At 70.1% G+C, this 15,913-nt stretch carries 15 protein-coding genes; 10 read left to right on the forward strand and 5 right to left on the reverse strand.

Going from position 1 to position 15,913, the window contains the following annotated elements:
• A partial coding sequence (locus PSH25_RS20755; protein WP_238660675.1) for an aminoglycoside phosphotransferase family protein occupies positions 1–906 on the reverse strand: 906 nt, incomplete at its 3' end.
• Positions 907–967: 61 nt separating this feature from the next.
• Between PSH25_RS20755 and PSH25_RS20760 the strand changes: the two genes are divergently transcribed.
• The 9 genes from PSH25_RS20760 (at position 968) to PSH25_RS20800 (ending at position 10,536) form a co-directional block, all read left to right on the forward strand.
• Positions 968–1,504: a DUF4240 domain-containing protein gene (locus tag PSH25_RS20760; RefSeq protein WP_238660676.1), complete on the forward strand. Its 537-nt coding sequence runs from the start codon at positions 968–970 to the stop codon at positions 1,502–1,504.
• A gap of 116 nt (positions 1,505–1,620) precedes the next feature.
• Complete coding sequence (gene lepA, locus PSH25_RS20765; RefSeq protein WP_238660677.1) at positions 1,621–3,498, forward strand: translation elongation factor 4; 1,878 nt, start codon at positions 1,621–1,623, stop codon at positions 3,496–3,498.
• A 343-nt stretch (positions 3,499–3,841) separates the two neighbouring features.
• A complete protein-coding gene (locus PSH25_RS20770) occupies positions 3,842–4,126 on the forward strand; it encodes a GlsB/YeaQ/YmgE family stress response membrane protein (RefSeq protein WP_238660678.1) in 285 nt (94 codons plus the stop codon).
• Between the two features lie 647 nt (positions 4,127–4,773).
• Positions 4,774–5,058, forward strand: a complete 285-nt coding sequence (locus PSH25_RS20775; protein ID WP_179780540.1) for a GlsB/YeaQ/YmgE family stress response membrane protein — start codon at positions 4,774–4,776, stop codon at positions 5,056–5,058.
• A gap of 251 nt (positions 5,059–5,309) precedes the next feature.
• Positions 5,310–6,596: a sugar ABC transporter substrate-binding protein gene (locus PSH25_RS20780; protein WP_238660679.1), complete on the forward strand. Its 1,287-nt coding sequence runs from the start codon at positions 5,310–5,312 to the stop codon at positions 6,594–6,596.
• Positions 6,593–7,579: a carbohydrate ABC transporter permease gene (locus PSH25_RS20785; RefSeq protein WP_238660680.1), complete on the forward strand. Its 987-nt coding sequence runs from the start codon at positions 6,593–6,595 to the stop codon at positions 7,577–7,579. Before PSH25_RS20780 ends, PSH25_RS20785 begins: the two co-directional genes overlap by 4 nt.
• Entirely contained in the window at positions 7,576–8,406 is an 831-nt protein-coding gene (locus PSH25_RS20790) for a carbohydrate ABC transporter permease (protein ID WP_124820447.1), read from the forward strand. The genes PSH25_RS20785 and PSH25_RS20790 overlap by 4 nt, the downstream gene beginning before the upstream one ends.
• Before the next feature lie 150 nt (positions 8,407–8,556).
• A complete protein-coding gene (locus tag PSH25_RS20795) occupies positions 8,557–9,198 on the forward strand; it encodes an MOSC domain-containing protein (RefSeq protein ID WP_238660681.1) in 642 nt (213 codons plus the stop codon).
• Positions 9,199–9,342: 144 nt separating this feature from the next.
• The gene (locus PSH25_RS20800) at positions 9,343–10,536 is read left to right on the forward strand and encodes a low temperature requirement protein A (protein WP_238660682.1); all 1,194 of its coding nucleotides are present in this window, start codon (positions 9,343–9,345) and stop codon (positions 10,534–10,536) included.
• 27 nt (positions 10,537–10,563) lie between these two features.
• Here PSH25_RS20800 and PSH25_RS20805 read toward each other — a convergent pair whose 3' ends face one another.
• From PSH25_RS20805 to PSH25_RS20815, 3 genes are all read right to left on the reverse strand, one after another.
• Entirely contained in the window at positions 10,564–11,751 is a 1,188-nt protein-coding gene (locus PSH25_RS20805; RefSeq protein WP_238660683.1) for a low temperature requirement protein A, read from the reverse strand.
• A 184-nt stretch (positions 11,752–11,935) separates the two neighbouring features.
• A complete protein-coding gene (locus tag PSH25_RS20810; protein WP_091409805.1) occupies positions 11,936–12,838 on the reverse strand; it encodes a phytanoyl-CoA dioxygenase family protein in 903 nt (300 codons plus the stop codon).
• Between the two features lie 221 nt (positions 12,839–13,059).
• Complete coding sequence (locus PSH25_RS20815) at positions 13,060–13,920, reverse strand: hypothetical protein (protein ID WP_238660684.1); 861 nt, start codon at positions 13,918–13,920, stop codon at positions 13,060–13,062.
• Positions 13,921–14,241: 321 nt separating this feature from the next.
• Here PSH25_RS20815 and PSH25_RS20820 point away from each other — a divergent pair, with 321 nt between their 5' ends.
• Positions 14,242–15,006 (forward strand): SDR family NAD(P)-dependent oxidoreductase, encoded by a 765-nt coding sequence (locus tag PSH25_RS20820; protein ID WP_238660685.1) that lies wholly within the window; start codon positions 14,242–14,244, stop codon positions 15,004–15,006.
• Between the two features lie 80 nt (positions 15,007–15,086).
• Here PSH25_RS20820 and PSH25_RS20825 read toward each other — a convergent pair whose 3' ends face one another.
• Entirely contained in the window at positions 15,087–15,896 is an 810-nt protein-coding gene (locus tag PSH25_RS20825) for an enoyl-CoA hydratase-related protein (RefSeq protein WP_238660686.1), read from the reverse strand.
• Positions 15,897–15,913: the final 17 nt, after the last annotated feature.

A 15,913-nucleotide genomic window follows, 5' to 3' on the forward strand; every position in this document is an offset into this window, starting at 1 on the left:
GGCCGTCGGCGGTGCCGCCGTAGCGCCGGTGAGGTAGTAGCCGGCCAACGCGGCCAGGGTCGCGTCCAGCGCGTCCGGGGGCGCGCCGGCGGTGGCCGGGTGCGCGGCGAAGAGCCGGTCCGCGTCCAGCCCGCTGGCGTACGCGGTGAGCAGCAGGCCGGCCAGGTCGAACCAGGCCGGCCCGGAGCAGACCCAGGTCCAGTCGCAGAACCAGGCTCGGCCGTCCGAGTCGATCAGCACGTTGTCGACCCGCAGGTCGCCGTGGATCAGGCTGGTCGCCCCGGCGGCGTACCGGGGGAGGAGGGACTCCAGCTCCACCAACTCGGGCAGCCGGTCCAGCAGCGGCGCGGGCAGTGGTGGGGTGGGCTCGCGATCGGCGGCAACCTCCTCCCACCAGAGGATGTCCGACCGGGCCAGGTCGGCCAGGTGCGGCAGGCCGAGCGTTCTCAGCTCGGCCGGCGGGTCGGCCAGGACGGCGGCGACCCGCGCGTACCCGGCGAGGGTGGCATCCAGTTCGGCGGGCACCCAGGGCAGGCGCGGGGTGTGCCCGTCGACGGCGTCGGTGCACAGCACGAACCAGCCGGCCGCGGAGAGGGTCCACCGGGGGCGGGGCGCCGGCAGGTCCACCGGCAGCCGATCGAGGATCGCGGCCTCTCGGGCGTACCAGTCGACCAGATGCGGTTGCTCGGCGGCGGGTGCGGCCTTGACGAAGGCCCGACCACCGTCGGCGGTGTCGAGCACGGCGGCGAACCCCCGGGTGAAGCCCGCCCCCGCGACCCGGGCGGTGACCACCGGCGCGCCGAGCCGTTCCGCGACCGCGGCCCGCAGCGCCGCCGGCAACGCCGGCCACGACGGGCGCAGGGCGCTCGCGTGGTACGGCACCGGCGGCAGCGGGGGAGGAGACATCCCTCCATGCTGCCCCGGGGTACGTGCGCGACGCACGGCGACACTGCCAGACTGCCAAGCCATGAGGACCGAGGACTTCTGGCAGCTGATTGACGAGGCGCGGGCTGGCGGCGGGGGTGAGCCCGGCCCGGTCGCCGCGCGGGCCGTCGCGCTACTCGCCGCGCGCGACCCGGAGGACATCATCGGGTACGCGCGGCACCAGACGCGGGTGCTGGCCGCCTCGCACAAGGCGGACCTGTGGGGTGCGGCGTACCTGATCAACGGTGGCGCCTCGGCCGACGGCTTTGAACACTTCCGGGGCTGGTTGATGACCCAGGGTCGTGCCGTCTTCGCCCGCGCGGTCGCCGAACCGGACTCGCTGGCCGAACTGCCCCAGGTGCGGGCCGCCTCGCTCAGCGGCGAGGAGTTCTCCGCCGAGCAGATGCTCTCGGTGCCCTGGGACGCGTACCGCAAGGCCACCGCCACCGAACTGCCGGCGGACCGCGACCCGGTGCGGACGCCGGACCTCAACGACTTCTGGGACTTCGACGACGAGGACGAGGCGCGTCGGCGGCTGCCCCGGCTGGCCGCGCTCTTCGTCGAGCCGCCGATGGAGTGAGGGGTCCTCGCGCCGATCCATCGCCCGCGCAGCGGGCGCACCCCGGCGGCGTGGGAACATAGAGGGGGTCGGCGGCGCGCCGGCCTGTTCACGTCAGCCGACCAGAACGGACCGCTGTGCCACCGAAGCTCGATCCCGGCGCGAACGCCCCTGGTGCCACCGACCCCGGTCGCATCCGGAACTTCGGCATCATCGCCCACATCGACCACGGGAAGTCGACCCTGGCCGACCGGATGTTGCAGCTCACCGGCGTGGTCGACCCGCGGCAGATGCGCGCGCAGTACCTGGACCGGATGGACATCGAGCGCGAGCGCGGCATCACCATCAAGAGCCAGGCCGTCCGCATGCCGTGGACCATCCGCGAGGGTGAGCGGGCCGGTGAGCACGCGGTGCTCAACATGATCGACACCCCGGGGCACGTGGACTTCACCTACGAGGTGTCCCGGTCGCTGGCCGCCTGCGAGGGCGCCGTGCTGCTGGTCGACGCCGCGCAGGGCATCGAGGCGCAGACCCTGGCCAACCTCTACCTGGCTCTCGAGAACGACCTGCGCATCATCCCGGTCCTCAACAAGATCGACCTGCCGGCGGCGCAGCCGGAGAAGTACGCCGAAGAGCTGGCCCACCTCATCGGTGGCGACCCCGCCGACTGCATCCGGGTCTCCGGCAAGACCGGCGAGGGCGTCCCGTACCTGCTCGACGAGATCGTCCGGCAGTTCATCCCACCGGTCGGTGACGCCGTGGCGCCCGCCCGGGCGATGATCTTCGATTCGGTGTACGACGTCTACCGCGGCGTCGTCACGTACGTCCGGGTCATCGACGGCCGGATCAGCGCCCGCGACCGGATCAAGATGATGTCCACCGGCGCGGTGCACGAACTGCTGGAGATCGGCGTCATCTCACCCGAGATGGTCAAGGCCGAGGCCCTCGGCGTCGGCGAGGTCGGCTACCTGATCACCGGTGTGAAGGACGTGCGGCAGTCCCGGGTCGGTGACACGGTCACCATCAACAGTCGGCCGGCGGCCGAGGCGTTGGGTGGCTACAAGGACCCGAAGCCGATGGTCTACTCCGGCCTCTACCCGATCGACGGGTCCGACTACCCGAACCTGCGCGAGGCGTTGGACAAGCTCAAGCTCAACGACGCCGCCCTGGACTACGAGCCGGAGACCTCCGGCGCGCTCGGCTTCGGCTTCCGCTGCGGCTTCCTCGGCCTGCTCCACCTGGAGATCATCCGGGAACGGCTGGAGCGCGAGTACAACCTCGACCTGATCTCCACCGCGCCCAACGTCGTCTACCGGGCGATCACGGACGACGGCGAGGAGATCGTCGTCACCAACCCGAGCGAGTACCCCACCGGCAAGATCGCCGAGGTGTACGAGCCGGTGGTCCGGGCCACCGTGTTGACGCCGAACGACTACGTGGGCGCGGTCATGGAGCTCTGCCAGGGCCGGCGCGGCACCCTGCTCGGCATGGACTACCTCTCGGCCGACCGGGTGGAGCTGCGCTACACGCTGCCCCTCGCGGAAATCATCTACGACTTCTTCGACCAGCTGAAGAGCCGTACCAAGGGCTACGCCTCGCTCGACTACGAGCCCTCCGGCGAGCAGGCGTCCGACCTGGTGAAGGTGGACATCCTGCTGCACGGCGAGCCGGTGGACGCGTTCAGCGCCATCGTGCACAAGGACAAGGCGTACAACTACGGCGTCACCATCGCCGCCAAGCTGCGCACCCTGATCCCGCGCCAGCAGTTCGAGGTGCCGATCCAGGCGGCCATCGGCAGCCGGGTCATCGCCCGGGAAATCATCCGGGCGATCCGCAAGGACGTTCTCGCCAAGTGCTACGGCGGCGACATCAGCCGTAAGCGCAAGCTGCTGGAGAAGCAGAAGGAAGGCAAGAAGCGGATGAAGATGGTCGGCCGGGTCGAGGTGCCGCAGGAGGCCTTCATCGCCGCCCTCTCCTCCGACTCCGGGGACGGCAAGGCCGCCGGCAAGAAGTAGGTCAAGACGCCGTACGCGCCCGGGTGCCAACCGCGCCCGGGCGCGTCGCGTTTCCGGGCGTCTCGGGTGCTCGCGTGATTGACGGCTGAGCGCTGCGATGCGTTGAGGTGACCGCCGGGCGTGGAAAATTTTTCTGCCGCTGCCGTGCGGTCGGCGGGTCCACGAGATGGCCTCCCACCTGTGTGGACGTCCTCACGCGTCAACCGACGCACCGTTAGAGCATTGACAGCTGACGTTGTCCTTCGCGGTGAGTCGGTTTGGGCTTTCGGTGGGTCGGGCACTTAGCGGTCACGACAGGAAGAACACACCTCGTGTGTCAGACATTCTTAGAAGGAGGGCGACCGTGGAGTTCACCGTGTGGGGCATCATCACTGCGATCGTTGTCGGTCTCATCGTCGGCGCGCTCGGCCGTCTGGTCGTCCCGGGCCGGCAGAACATGCCGATCTGGCTGCACATGCTGATCGGTATCGGCGCGGCCCTGCTGGGCACCGTACTGGCGCGGGCCATCGGCATCGCGACCGAGACGAACGGCATCGACTGGGGCGAGCTGCTGGTCCAGGTCGTGGTGGCCGCGATCGCGGTCGCACTGGTGGCCGGTGTGGGTGGCCGCCGCCGCGTGACCCGATAACACCACAGCACCAACCCGTACCACCGCGACACCTCGATGGGCGCCCGACCGACAGGTCGGGCGCCCATCGGCGTTCCGCCCACCGCCGCGTGCGACTCGGGCCCAGGCCGCCTCGGTGAGTGCCCACAGCCGGGCCTCATGGCGGGTGGGCAGCGTCCCAGGGGCATCGGTGGTCGTCCCGCGCGGCGTCGCGGCGCACCGTCGGGCGTCTTCGGCGTCCCGCGCGGCGTCTTCGGCCCACCGCGCGGCGTCGCCGGAGCTGTTTCGGGCGTCTCCGGCGGGCTGGATCGCGGTGATCGACTCGGTTTTGGTGATGTCGGGGTGTCCTGGCGGGTGTGATGCCGCGGTTTCAAGGAACTCGTGTTGATCATGCCTCGGTGCCTCGGTGCCTCGGTGCCTCGGTGCCTCGGTGCCTCGGTGCCTCGGTGCCTCGGTGCCTCGGTGCCTCGGTGCCTCGGTGCCTCGGTGCCTCGGTGCCTCGGTGCCTCGGTGTGCTGGTGGGCCTGCGGTGGAACGTGTTCTTGTCGGCCAAGTCGTGATCGTTTCGTGAGTGAAGTCGGTTTGGATTTTGGGTGGGTCGGGCAATTAACGGTCACGACAGGAAGCACACGCACCGTGTGTCAGACATTCTTTGAAGGAGGGTGGCCGTGGAGCTCACCGTGTGGGGCATCATCACTGCGATCGTTGTTGGTCTCATCGTCGGCGCGCTCGGCCGCCTGGTCGTCCCGGGCCGGCAGAACATGCCGATCTGGCTGCACCTGCTGATCGGTGTCGGCGCCGCGCTGCTGGGCACGGTCCTGGCGCGGGCCATCGGCATCGCGACCGAGACGAACGGTGTCGACTGGGGCGAGCTGCTGGTGCAGGTCGTGGTGGCCGCGATCGCGGTCGCGCTGGTGGCCGGTGTGGGTCGCCGCCGCAGCGTCACCCGATAACGACCCGGCATCATCTGACGACACAGCACCACTCGTAGGACAGCACGACTGGAAAGGGCGCCCGGCCAAGAGCCGGGCGCTCTTTCGTGCTGAAGTGCCCAACTTTGGCCCGATGCCGGAGCGCCGGTCGTCGGGCCGCTGCGGTACGGTCGCCACGCTTCGGCCGGTTCCACCCACTGTCGTAAAGGAATTCTCCGTACTAGGGTGCGGCGGAGAAGGTTAGTTCCAGGCGGCGCGAGGGGAGAAGTGGCGTGAACAGGTGGAAGCGGCTGGCCCCGGTCACCGCCATGGTGGCCTCGGCCGCGATGGTGCTGACCGGCTGTGGAGGCTCCGGCGACGACGCGGGCGACGACAGCAAGCTCACGGTCTGGATGATGGGTGAGGGCGGGGACGCGCAGAACTCCTTCCTCGACGGAGTCGAGGCCGAGTTCCGCCAGAAGCACCCCGACACCGACGTGGTCGTGCAGTACATCCCCTGGCTGGAGGCGCCCAAGAAGTTCCAGGCGGCGCTCGCCGGGGGTGAGGGTCCGGACATCACCGAGCTGGGCAACACCGAGACTCAGGGTTGGGCCGCCCAGGAGGCGCTCGCCGACGTGAGTGGTCGGATGGGCGGCTGGGCCGACGGCAAGGATCTGCTGCCCGACCTGGTGCGCAACGCGCAGCTCGACGGCAAGCAGTACGGCGTCCCCTGGTACGCGGGTGTGCGGGCGATCTACTACCGCACCGACTGGTTCGCCGAGGCCGGCGTGCAGCCCCCGAAGACCTGGGACGACCTGGTCACCGTGGCCAAGGCCGTGCAGGCGAAGAAGAAGGGCACCTACGGCATCGCGCTTCCCGGCAACTCCGAGCTGCCCTTCTACTCCTTCCTCTGGGGCGCGGGCGGCGAGATCGCCAGCAACCAGGGCGGCACCTGGAAGTCCGGCTACACCACGCCCGAGGCGCAGCGGGCCGTCAGGTTCTGGACCGACCTGGTGACCGTGCACAAGGTCGCCCCGCCGGCTGCGGCGGGTTGGAACGAGATCGACGCGCGTACCCAGTTCGCCACCGGCAAGGCCGCGATGGCCTTCGCCGGCAGCTGGCAGCAGGGCGCCATCAAGAAGGACAACCCCGAGATCGAGAAGGTCTGGGGTACGTTCCCGATCCCCGGCCCGGACGGCAAGGCGGCACCCGGTTTCGCGGGCGGCTCGGACGTGGCGATCTGGAAGGACAGCGAGCGGCAGGACCTGGCCTGGGACTACCTGACCGTGCTGCTGAACAAGAAGAACGCGCAGAGCTTCGCGAGCAGCCTCGGCTTCTTCCCGGTCTACCAGGACCTGGTCTCCGGCGACGCGTACGCGAACGACAAGGTGATGGCGGCGTTCGCCACCACCATGCAGAACACCAAGCTCACGCCGCTCACCCCGAAGTGGGTGGAGGTCAGCCGGACGAAGACGGTGACCCAGGCGATGAACAGCTCGGTCATGAAGGGTCAGAAGACGGTCGAGAAGGCTACCGCCGATGCGGCCGGTGAGATGGAAAGCATCCTCAACGCCAAGTGACCACGCTGACCGAGGTGCCGGAGGCAGCCGCCGCGCGGGAGACCCCCGCGCGGCGGCGTCGCCGGGTGGACCGCCTGCCCTACCTGCTGCTCCTGCCCGCCCTGCTGATCATCGGGGTGCTGCTGCTCTGGCCGCTCGGCCAGGTGGTGGTGATGTCCTTCTACCGCCTGAACAGCGTCCGGCAACTGCGCGGCGATCGGGAGTGGCCGTGGGTGGGGCTCGGCAACTACACCGACATCCTCTCCGACCCGTTCTTCCTGACCGTGCTGCGCAACACGGTGCTGTTCGCCGCGGCCAACGTGCTGCTCACCATGGTGCTCGGCACCCTGGTGGGCCTGCTGCTCAACCGGCTCGGTCGCAAGATGGCGACGTTCGTGGCCAGTTGCGTGATGCTCGCCTGGGCCACGCCGGCGTTGACCGGCACCATCGTCTGGAAATGGATCTTCGACGACACGAGCGGCCTGGTCACGTGGCTGTTCAACGCGTTGCCGGACGGGCTCTCGAACAGCCTGTTCGGGCGCAGCGACTGGACCGGCTACGGGTGGTTCAACTCGCCATTGCTCTTCTTCGCCATCCTCACCCTGGTGGTGGTCTGGCACTCGTTCCCGTTCATCGCGGTGAGTGTGCTGGCGGGTCTCAAGAGCGTGCCGAGTGAGCTGCACGAGGCGGCCCGGGTGGACGGCGCCAGCCCGTGGCGGGTCTTCTGGAAGATCACCTTCCCGTTGCTGCGCCCGGTCTTCGGGATCCTGATCGTGCTCTCGACGATCTGGGACTTCAAGGTCTTCACCCAGCAGTTCGTGCTGGCCGGCGGCACCCAGGACCGGCCGACGTTCATGCTCGCCATCTACTCGTACGCCGAAGCCTTCTCCCCGCCGCCGAAGTACGGACTCGGCGCGGCCATCGCGGTGATCCTCACGCTGATCCTGCTGGTTGTCACCGGCTTCTACGTACGGATGGTGCTCAGGCAGGAGGACGAGTCGTGAAGAAGGTGGCCCTCAACGGCGCCGGGCTGCTGGTCGCGCTCTTCGCGGCGTTCCCGGTCTACTGGATGATCTCCACCTCGCTGAAGCCGAGCAACGAGATCTTCTCGGCCACCCCGCAGCCGGTGCCGACCCATCCGACGTTGGCGCACTACCGGGAGATCCTGACCGGCAACCTGATCCCCGGCGTCAGCTTCCTCGACTTCTTCCTCAACAGCGCGCTGGTCGCTGTCTCCACGGTGGTGCTCAGCGGTCTGGTGGCGTTGCTCGCCGCGACCGCGGTGGCCCGGTTCAGGTTCCGGCTGCGGACCAGCTTCCTGATCATGCTGCTGGTGGTGCAGATGATCCCGCTGGAGGCGTTGGTCATCCCGCTGTTCCTGATGATCCAGCGGCTGGGGCTCTACAACACCCTGCCCAGTCTGATCCTCACGTACCTCGGTTTCTCGCTGCCGTTCGCGGTCTGGATGCTGCGTGGCTTCGTCGCCGCGGTGCCGAAGGAACTGGAGGAAGCGGCGGCGATCGACGGGGCCAGTCGGGCCCAGACCTTCCGCCGGGTGCTCTTCCCGCTGGTCGCGCCCGGCCTGGTGGCCACCAGCATCTTCTCGTTCATCACGGCGTGGAACGAGCTGATCTTCGCGTTGACGTTCATCAACGACCAGGGCAGTTACACCCTGCCGGTGGCGATGACCTTCTTCTTCGGTCGGGACGACACCAACTGGGGGCCGGTGATGGCCGCGTCCACCCTGTTCACCCTGCCGGTCATCATCTTCTTCCTGCTGGTGCAGCGTCGGATGGTCTCCGGCCTGGTGGCCGGCGCCGTCAAGGGCTGACCCCGCGCCGCGAGGGCTGACGTCGGCGCTGGGCCCCGCGCCGCGAGGGCTGACGTCGGCGCTGGGCCCCGCGTCGGGAGGGCTGTCGCCGGCGCTGGGCCCAGCGCCGGGAGGGTTGGCCGGCGCCGGACCGCCACTAGGCTGACGGTCATGACGGGCAGGGTGGCAGCGGTGAACCTCGGCATCGTGACCGAGGCGGGGTGGGCCGGCGACGCAAGCGGTCGCAGCGGCATCGACAAGCGGCCGGTGGACGGCCCGGTGTCGCTGCTGACCAGCGGCCTGGCGGGCGACTTCATCGGTGAGCGGGCCCACCACGGTGGCCCTGACCAGGCCGTCTACGCCTACGCGGAGGAGGACGCCGCCTGGTGGGTGGCCGAGCTGGGCCGTGCCATCCCGCCCGGCAGTTTCGGCGAGAACCTGACCACCTACGCGGTCGACGTGACGGGTGCGGTGATCGGTGAGCAGTGGCAGGTCGGTTCCGCCCTGCTCCAGGTCACCAAGCCGCGCACCCCCTGCACCACCTTCGCCGGGTTCTGGGGCGTACCGGATCTGATCAAGCGGTTCACCGTCCGGGCATCCCCTGGGGCCTACCTTCGGGTGCTTCGCGAGGGGGAGATCGGCGCGGGCGACCCGGTCGAGGTGGTGGACCGGCCGGCGCACGGTGTGACCATCGGCGAGGTGTTCCGGGCGACCAGCCTGGAGCCGGAGTTGTTGCCCCGGCTGCTCGACGCCGAGGGCCTGCCGGAGCCGATTCGGGACAAGGCCCGCCGCCGCCTCGCCTCCCGCGGCTGACCGCGGTGCCGCGACGACACGCGGCCATCCCGTCCAGGTCGGGGTAGTTGGCGGCCGACAAGAACGCAAGGACGGGACCAACGGCGGACGGTTGCCCGTATTGTCCCCATCAAGGGCCTGCGGCGGGGGACCGGGTGGAGCGCGATGTCGATGGCGATGGACGGCGGCGCCACGACGGCGTCACCCCCCGATCCGGGCCTGGAGCGTCCGGCGTTCCTGGAACTCTTCTTCGACCTCGTCTACGTCTTCGCGCTGGTCACCTTGGCGACGGTGCTGGCCGACAACCTGACCTGGACCGGCATCACCGAGACGCTGGTGCTGTTGCTCGGGTTCACGATGATCTGGGCGCTCACCGTGTGGGCGGCGGACAGCGTCGACCTGACCCGCCCGGCCGGGCAGGGGCAGTTCATCTGGGTGGCGGCGGCCAGCCTGCTGTTGGCCGCGCTCGCGGCCGACGCGTACGGCGATCGTCGGCTGTTCTTCGCCGTCACGTACGTGTTCATCCACCTCAGCACCATGGCCTACTACGTCCTGGTCGTCTCGCCCAGGAGGCCGCCGCGTCGTACCATCCGGATCCAGATCTGGGAGACCATCGCCGGCATCGGCTGGATCGGTGGGGCGCTCGTCGGCGGTTCGGGGCAGTTGGCGATCTGGGCGCTCGCTGTCGTCGTCGAGTACGGCGCGGCCGCGTTCGGTTGGCCGGTGCCCGGGATCGGCCGCTCACGACCGCGCGACTGGCGGCTGGTCGGCGCCCGGGTGGCCGAGCGTTACCGGCAGTTCGTCATCGTCGCGCTCGGTGTCTCGATCTTCGTGACCGGAACGACCTTCAGCATGAGCGAGTACACGCTGGAGCGAGCCTGGGCACTGCTCGTGGTGTTCACCACCGTGGTGTTGATGTGGCGGATCTACATCTACCGCGCCGGTGAGCTGCTGACCGACGCGATCGCCCGGTCGTCCAACCCGGCGCTGCTCACCCAGTCCGCCGCGGTCACCCACCTGATCATGGTGGCCGGAATCGTCGGCGCGGCGGTCACCAGCCGGCTGGTGGTGGGCCGCCCGTTGGGCGAGACCCCGCCGTCGTGGGCCGCGGTGATCCTCGGCGGACCCGCGTTGTACCTGGTCGGCCGGGGCGTCCTCGACTTCACCGTGTTCGGGCGGATCTCGCGGTCCCGGTCGGCCGGGCTGGTGCTGCTGGCGTGCGTGGCGCCGGCCACGCCCCTGCTGCCGCCGGTGCTGGTCGCCCTGCTCGCCATGACGGTGCTGCTCCTGATCGCCGTGGCGAACCTGGTGAGCACCCGGCGACACGCGCGTACGCCGGCACCGCCGATGCTGCGCTGACTCCGCACGGCGGTCGCGGACGGCCCGTCATCGTGCTGGCGCGGCGGCCCCGACCGGGCGACTGCGTGCGGCCAGCCCTTCGCCGACCAGGGTGATCAGCAGGATCAGGTTCGCCAGCATCAGGGCGGCCAGGGGCGGAAGCAGGAGTGTGGCGGGTGCCATCAGGGCAACCAACACCACGATCGCCAGCACCCGGGACCAGAGGGCCCGGCCGGTCACCACGGCATCGAACAGGACGGTGCCGAGCAGGAACAGGACCGGTCCGCCGAGGATGGCGACCATCAGCTCGACCGGGGCGCGGCCGAACGGCCGGTCGATGACCAGCGAGGTGCCGGTCGAGACCAGCACCACCCCGGCGACCATGACCAGATGGCTGTACGAGGTGGAGGTGCCGGAGCGGACCCGTTCCACAGTCTTGACGCTCGGTGGCGCCAGGATCCGCTGGACCCGCTGGAAGTAGAGCTGGAACAGGAGGACCGCGCTGAGGAACGCGACCGCGCCGGTGGCCACCGCGCCGGCCGTGAATCCGCTGCCGGCCAGCCCCGTGCCGGTGCTCAGGATCAACTCGCCGAGCGCGACGATGAAGATCGCCCGGTGCCGCTCGGAGAGGTGCACCCCGGTGAAGATCTGACTGGCGAGCTCGGTGCGTCCCAGCCCCGGCGTCGGCCAGCCGATCCGGGCCGAGCCGAGGTCGACCGCCACCGCGAGCGACCAGAGCACCAGTCGAGCGGTCTCGTCCACGAACACCCCGGCCACCCAGGGCGTCACGGTGATGCCGAACCAGAAGAACACCCGGATGCTCCTGGCCTGGATCGGACGGTTCACCCGGGTGCCGGGGATCAGGACGGCGTCCCGGACCAGGTGAATGCCGAAGTACGCCGCGACGAAGAGCCACCCGTACCGACCGAAGGCGAACGGCGTCGCGATCGCCATCAGCAGGGTGCCGAGCATGACCAGCAGGGTGGTCGCCTGGATGATCGGCAGGCGGGGGTTGAACAGGTCGGTGAGCCAGGCGGTCAACACCCAGACCCACCAGGCGGCCAGCAGCAGGACGGCGGTCTGCGCCGCGCCCCGAAGGGTGAGGTCCTCGGCCAGGCTGGCGGCGAGCCGGGAGAACATGAAGATGTAGACCAGGTCGAAGAAGAGCTCCAGGAACGTCGGGTACTCCGGCTCGCCGCGGCGGCGGAGGATCCGGGGAAGCGGAGCGGACGTCACTGCGGCTGCCTCCTGTGCCACCCCGCGCCCTGGGCGGGGGCGCTGCGCCCCGACCCCGCGCACCCGCCACGCTACCGACCGTACGGTGGCCGGTGAGCCGGAACGCACTCGCTCAGCGGGCGGACGTGGAACGGCCCCCTGCCAACGCTGGGCGTTGGCAGGGGGCCGTCCTACGAGCAGAAGATCAGCGGAGCCAGGGGATGTTGCGGTCGAGCAGGCCGCGCTCCTTGAGCTCCTTGCGCAGCGGGATCTCGTCGTCGACGTACCCGTCCCAGTTGATGCCCCAGTAGTTGGCGGTGTGGGTGCCCTCGCCGATCAGCTGGCGCTGCACGGGGGTGCGGTTGCGGTACCACTCGCCGTTCACGTCGGGGTGCAGCTCGTCCAGCGGACGGATCCACCGGTAGGTGTAGCCGACGAAGAGCATCTTGCGGGTGATGGTCGACAGGTTCGTCGACCGCGAGTGCCACTGCCGGCGGTCGAAGATGAAGGCGTCGCCCGGGTTGGCGGTGATCTCCACCGTGCCCTCCGGGTCGGGGTTCTGCACGGTGAGGTCCGCCGGCCGGGGCAGCGAGTTCTTCAGGTGGCTGCCCGGGATGACCTTGGTGGCGCCGCGGCCGGTCTCGGAGAGGTCCGACAGCACGTACGCGACCTTCAGCGAGAACATCGGCCGAGGCAGGTTCGGGTCCATCGTCTCCGGGTCGGAGTTCTGCCGGTACCCGTCCTGGTGCCAACCCCAGTACGGCTTCTCCGGCTCGGCGGCCGGCGGGGTGACGTCCAGGTGGTTGTGGTGGGTGTAGATGTTCCAGCCGGCCAGCCCCCACATGTACGGGAAGGCGATCGGGTGGGTCAGCAGCTCACCGAAGAGCTCGTCGCGCTCCAGGAAGCCGAGCAGGTGCAGGGTGCCGTCCTTCTTGGTGGTGCCCTTCGCCTGCTCCTCCGCGTAGACGCGGTCGACCGCCGCCTCCAGCGCCGCCCGGTGGTCCTCCGTCAGGACGTTGCGCAGCAGGAGGAAGCCCTGCTCGTGGAACTCCTTGCGGTCAGTGTCGCTGATCGGTTCGTAACCGGTCCGGTCGCCGTAATCGAACACCGCGTCGTACCCCTCCCCATGAGGTGAAACCTTTTCTGGCACAGGCCGCCGATCGTAACGCGGTGGCCCCAGCCTCGGGGAGGGTGTGGCGCGGGATTGGGCCGCCGTGGGACCCCACGCAGCGGGAGAAACGCACAGCGTGAGTTCTGAGCGATCAATAGCGCGATTTGACGCACATTGCCGGATTGTGCGGTGACCGCCGGTTGAGAGATCCGGGTCGGTCAACCCTCGTTGAACACCTCGGCCACCACCTGGCCGGCGGGGCTCTGTCGGCCGTCCACCCGGCCCCACGAGCCGTCGCGGGCGGTCCACTCCAGGTCGCCGAAGCGGACCCGCTTCACCCCGTGGTCCTGGGCGTGCGACACCAGCCAGTGCGCGTACCGCCAGCCGTCGCGTTGGTCGCCCGGAGTCACCGCCAGGCCGGTCGGGTCGGTCGGGTCGGTGCCCTCCAACCCCCAGTCCAGCACGAGGTTGCGGGTCAGTTGCGCGGCCGCCGCCGCGCCGTGCATCGCCGGGGTGCGCCCCACCGTGCAGGCGACCGCGCCGCTGGCGTCGCCGAGCAGGGCCCGGCTGAGCACCTCGGAGTCGTCGGCCCACTTCTGGTACGCCTCGGGGAACGCCGAGCGCTGCACCCGCTGGGCGGCATCGGTGACGCGCATCTTCTCCCAGCCGCGCACCTTCTTGAGGGCGGCGTAGAACCGGTTGGCCGCGTAGCGCGGGTCGCGGATCTGCGCCGGAGTGCCCCAACCCTGGCTCGGTCGCTGCTGGAACAGCCCGACCGAGTCGCGGTCGCCGTCGGCGAGGTTGCGCAGCCCGGACTCCTGGTACGCGGTGGCGAGCGCGACCACGACGGCCTGCTCGGGCATGCCGCGCTTCGCGCCGATCGCCGCGATGGTCGCCGCGTTGGCCATCTGGTCGGCGTCCAACGCGACCCGTCCGTCGGCCTGCACGGTGCACTTCCGTGCCATCAGTGGCAACGTGAGGTTGTCGCCGACCTGCCGTACGACGAGCCAGATAGCGATCACGGCGACGAGGATGAGCACCACTCCACCCGCCACGGTTGCCCGAGTTCGCACCCACACCCCCAGATCGACAGTCTGACAAGCGTACGTCCCCGCAGGCCCTCTCCGGGTCGTCCGAGCGGTTCGGGCCCGGCCTGGTCGCCTCCGACCGGTTCGGGGTCGGCTCCGCTGTCGCGTACCGGTTGGCGTCGTTCCCGCTCCGGTCGCGATCTCACCTGCCGGTTCGTTCGGTCACCCGCCGCGGCCAGGGCTGTCGTGCGCGTCACCGGGTATGCGAAATCGGGAAGCGATTGACCTGTCAAGGACTTAACTCAGTTGACATGTCAATCCGACCTACCACCCATACCCGGGCGCGTTGGTCGCCGAACAAGGAGGAGTTCCATGGGAACGCTCGATGGCAAGGTCGTGCTGATCACCGGCACCGGCGGTGGTCTGGGTCGCGTGGCGGCGCTGACCTTCGCGCGCGAGGGCGCGAAGGTCGTCGGGGCCGACCTCCAGGTCGCCGGTAACGACGAGACGGTCGAGCTCGTACGCACCGCCGGCGGCGAGATGACCGGCATCGCACCGGTCGACCTCACCGACCCCGAGCAGGTACGCAAGCTCGTCGACGACGCTGCCGCCGCCTACGGCGGGCTCGACGTGGTCTACAACAACGCGGCCGCGCTCCGCTTCGGCCCGATGCCCGACTTCTCCGTGCAGGACTGGCGCTACACCATCACCGGAGAACTCGACATTCCGTACTTCGTGTCGAAGTTCGCCTGGCCGCACCTGGTCCGACGCGGCGGCGGTGTCATCATCAGCGCCGCCTCCATGGCCGGGATGATCGGCGGCCACGTCCCGCCGATGGTCGGTCACACCGCCGCGAACGCCGGCATCATCGGCATGACGCGACAGCTCGCGCTCGAAGGCGCGCCGCACGGGATCCGCGCGGTGGCGGTCAGCCCCGGGCCCACCCTCACCCCGGCCAGCGAACGCGACCTCGGTGACAACCAGGAGGCCCGGGACGCCATCACCGCCAAGACGCTCCTCAAGCGCTTCGCGCGCCCCGAGGAGGTCGTCGAGCTGGTGGTCTTCCTCGCCTCCGACCGGGCGTCGTACATCACCGGGGCGAACTACCCGGTCGACGGTGGCGCGACCGCCTGGTGACCCGACAGGACACCGGGGGCCGCCGAACGACGGCGGCCCCCGGAGGTCACCCGCAACCTGCCGACCGGCGACCTTCGGTCCTACCCGGCATGATCAGCGGGACCACCGTCGAGAGCGACCACCCATCGAGTCAATCGCTTCTCCCGGAACGCGGTGACCCCCTCGCGCCCCTCGTCGGACAGGAAGTAGCCGGTCGAGACGGCGGACAGCCGGGCCAGGTCGGCGCGCAACTCGGCGGTGCCCGGTCGGCGCAGCAGCTCCTTCGCGCCGGCCAGCGCCCCGGGCGCCCCCCGCACCAGCGAGTCGCAGTAGCCCCGTACCGCGTCGTCCAGCCCGTCCGCCGGGACCGAGGTCGTGACCAGGCCGATCTCGGCGGCCCGGCGGCCGTCGAAGGTGTCCCCGGTCAGATACAGCTCGGCGGCGGCGCGGGGGTGCAGCCGGGGCAGCACGGTCGCCGAGATCACCGCCGGGATCACCCCGATGCGTACCTCGGTGAACGCGAACGTCGCCTCGTCGGCGCAGACCGCCAGGTCGGCGGCGGCGATCAGGCCCAGCCCACCGGCCCGCGCCGGCCCGCCGACCCGGGCCAGCACCGGCTTCGGGCACTCCCAGAGCGCCGCGAGCACGTCGCCCAGCATGCCGGCCGGCACCGTCCCGCTGGCGTACGCCGCGGCGGTCTCCTTCAGGTCCGCGCCGGAGCAGAAGACCGGGCCGGTGTGGTCCAGCACGATCACTCGGACCGACTCGTCGGCGACCGCGTCCGCCAGCCCGGCCAGCAACTGGGTCATCAGGCCGGTGGAGAGCGCGTTGCGGTTGTGCGGGCTGTCCAGGGTGAGGGTGGTCACCCCACGGGCCGTGGCGACCCGCACGAGGACGTCGGGAGAGGTCATGCCGGGCACACTAGTGG

It is taken from the genome of Micromonospora foliorum (assembly GCF_022229015.1).
In the GTDB taxonomy this organism is placed as follows: Bacteria; Actinomycetota; Actinomycetes; order Mycobacteriales; family Micromonosporaceae; genus Micromonospora; species Micromonospora foliorum.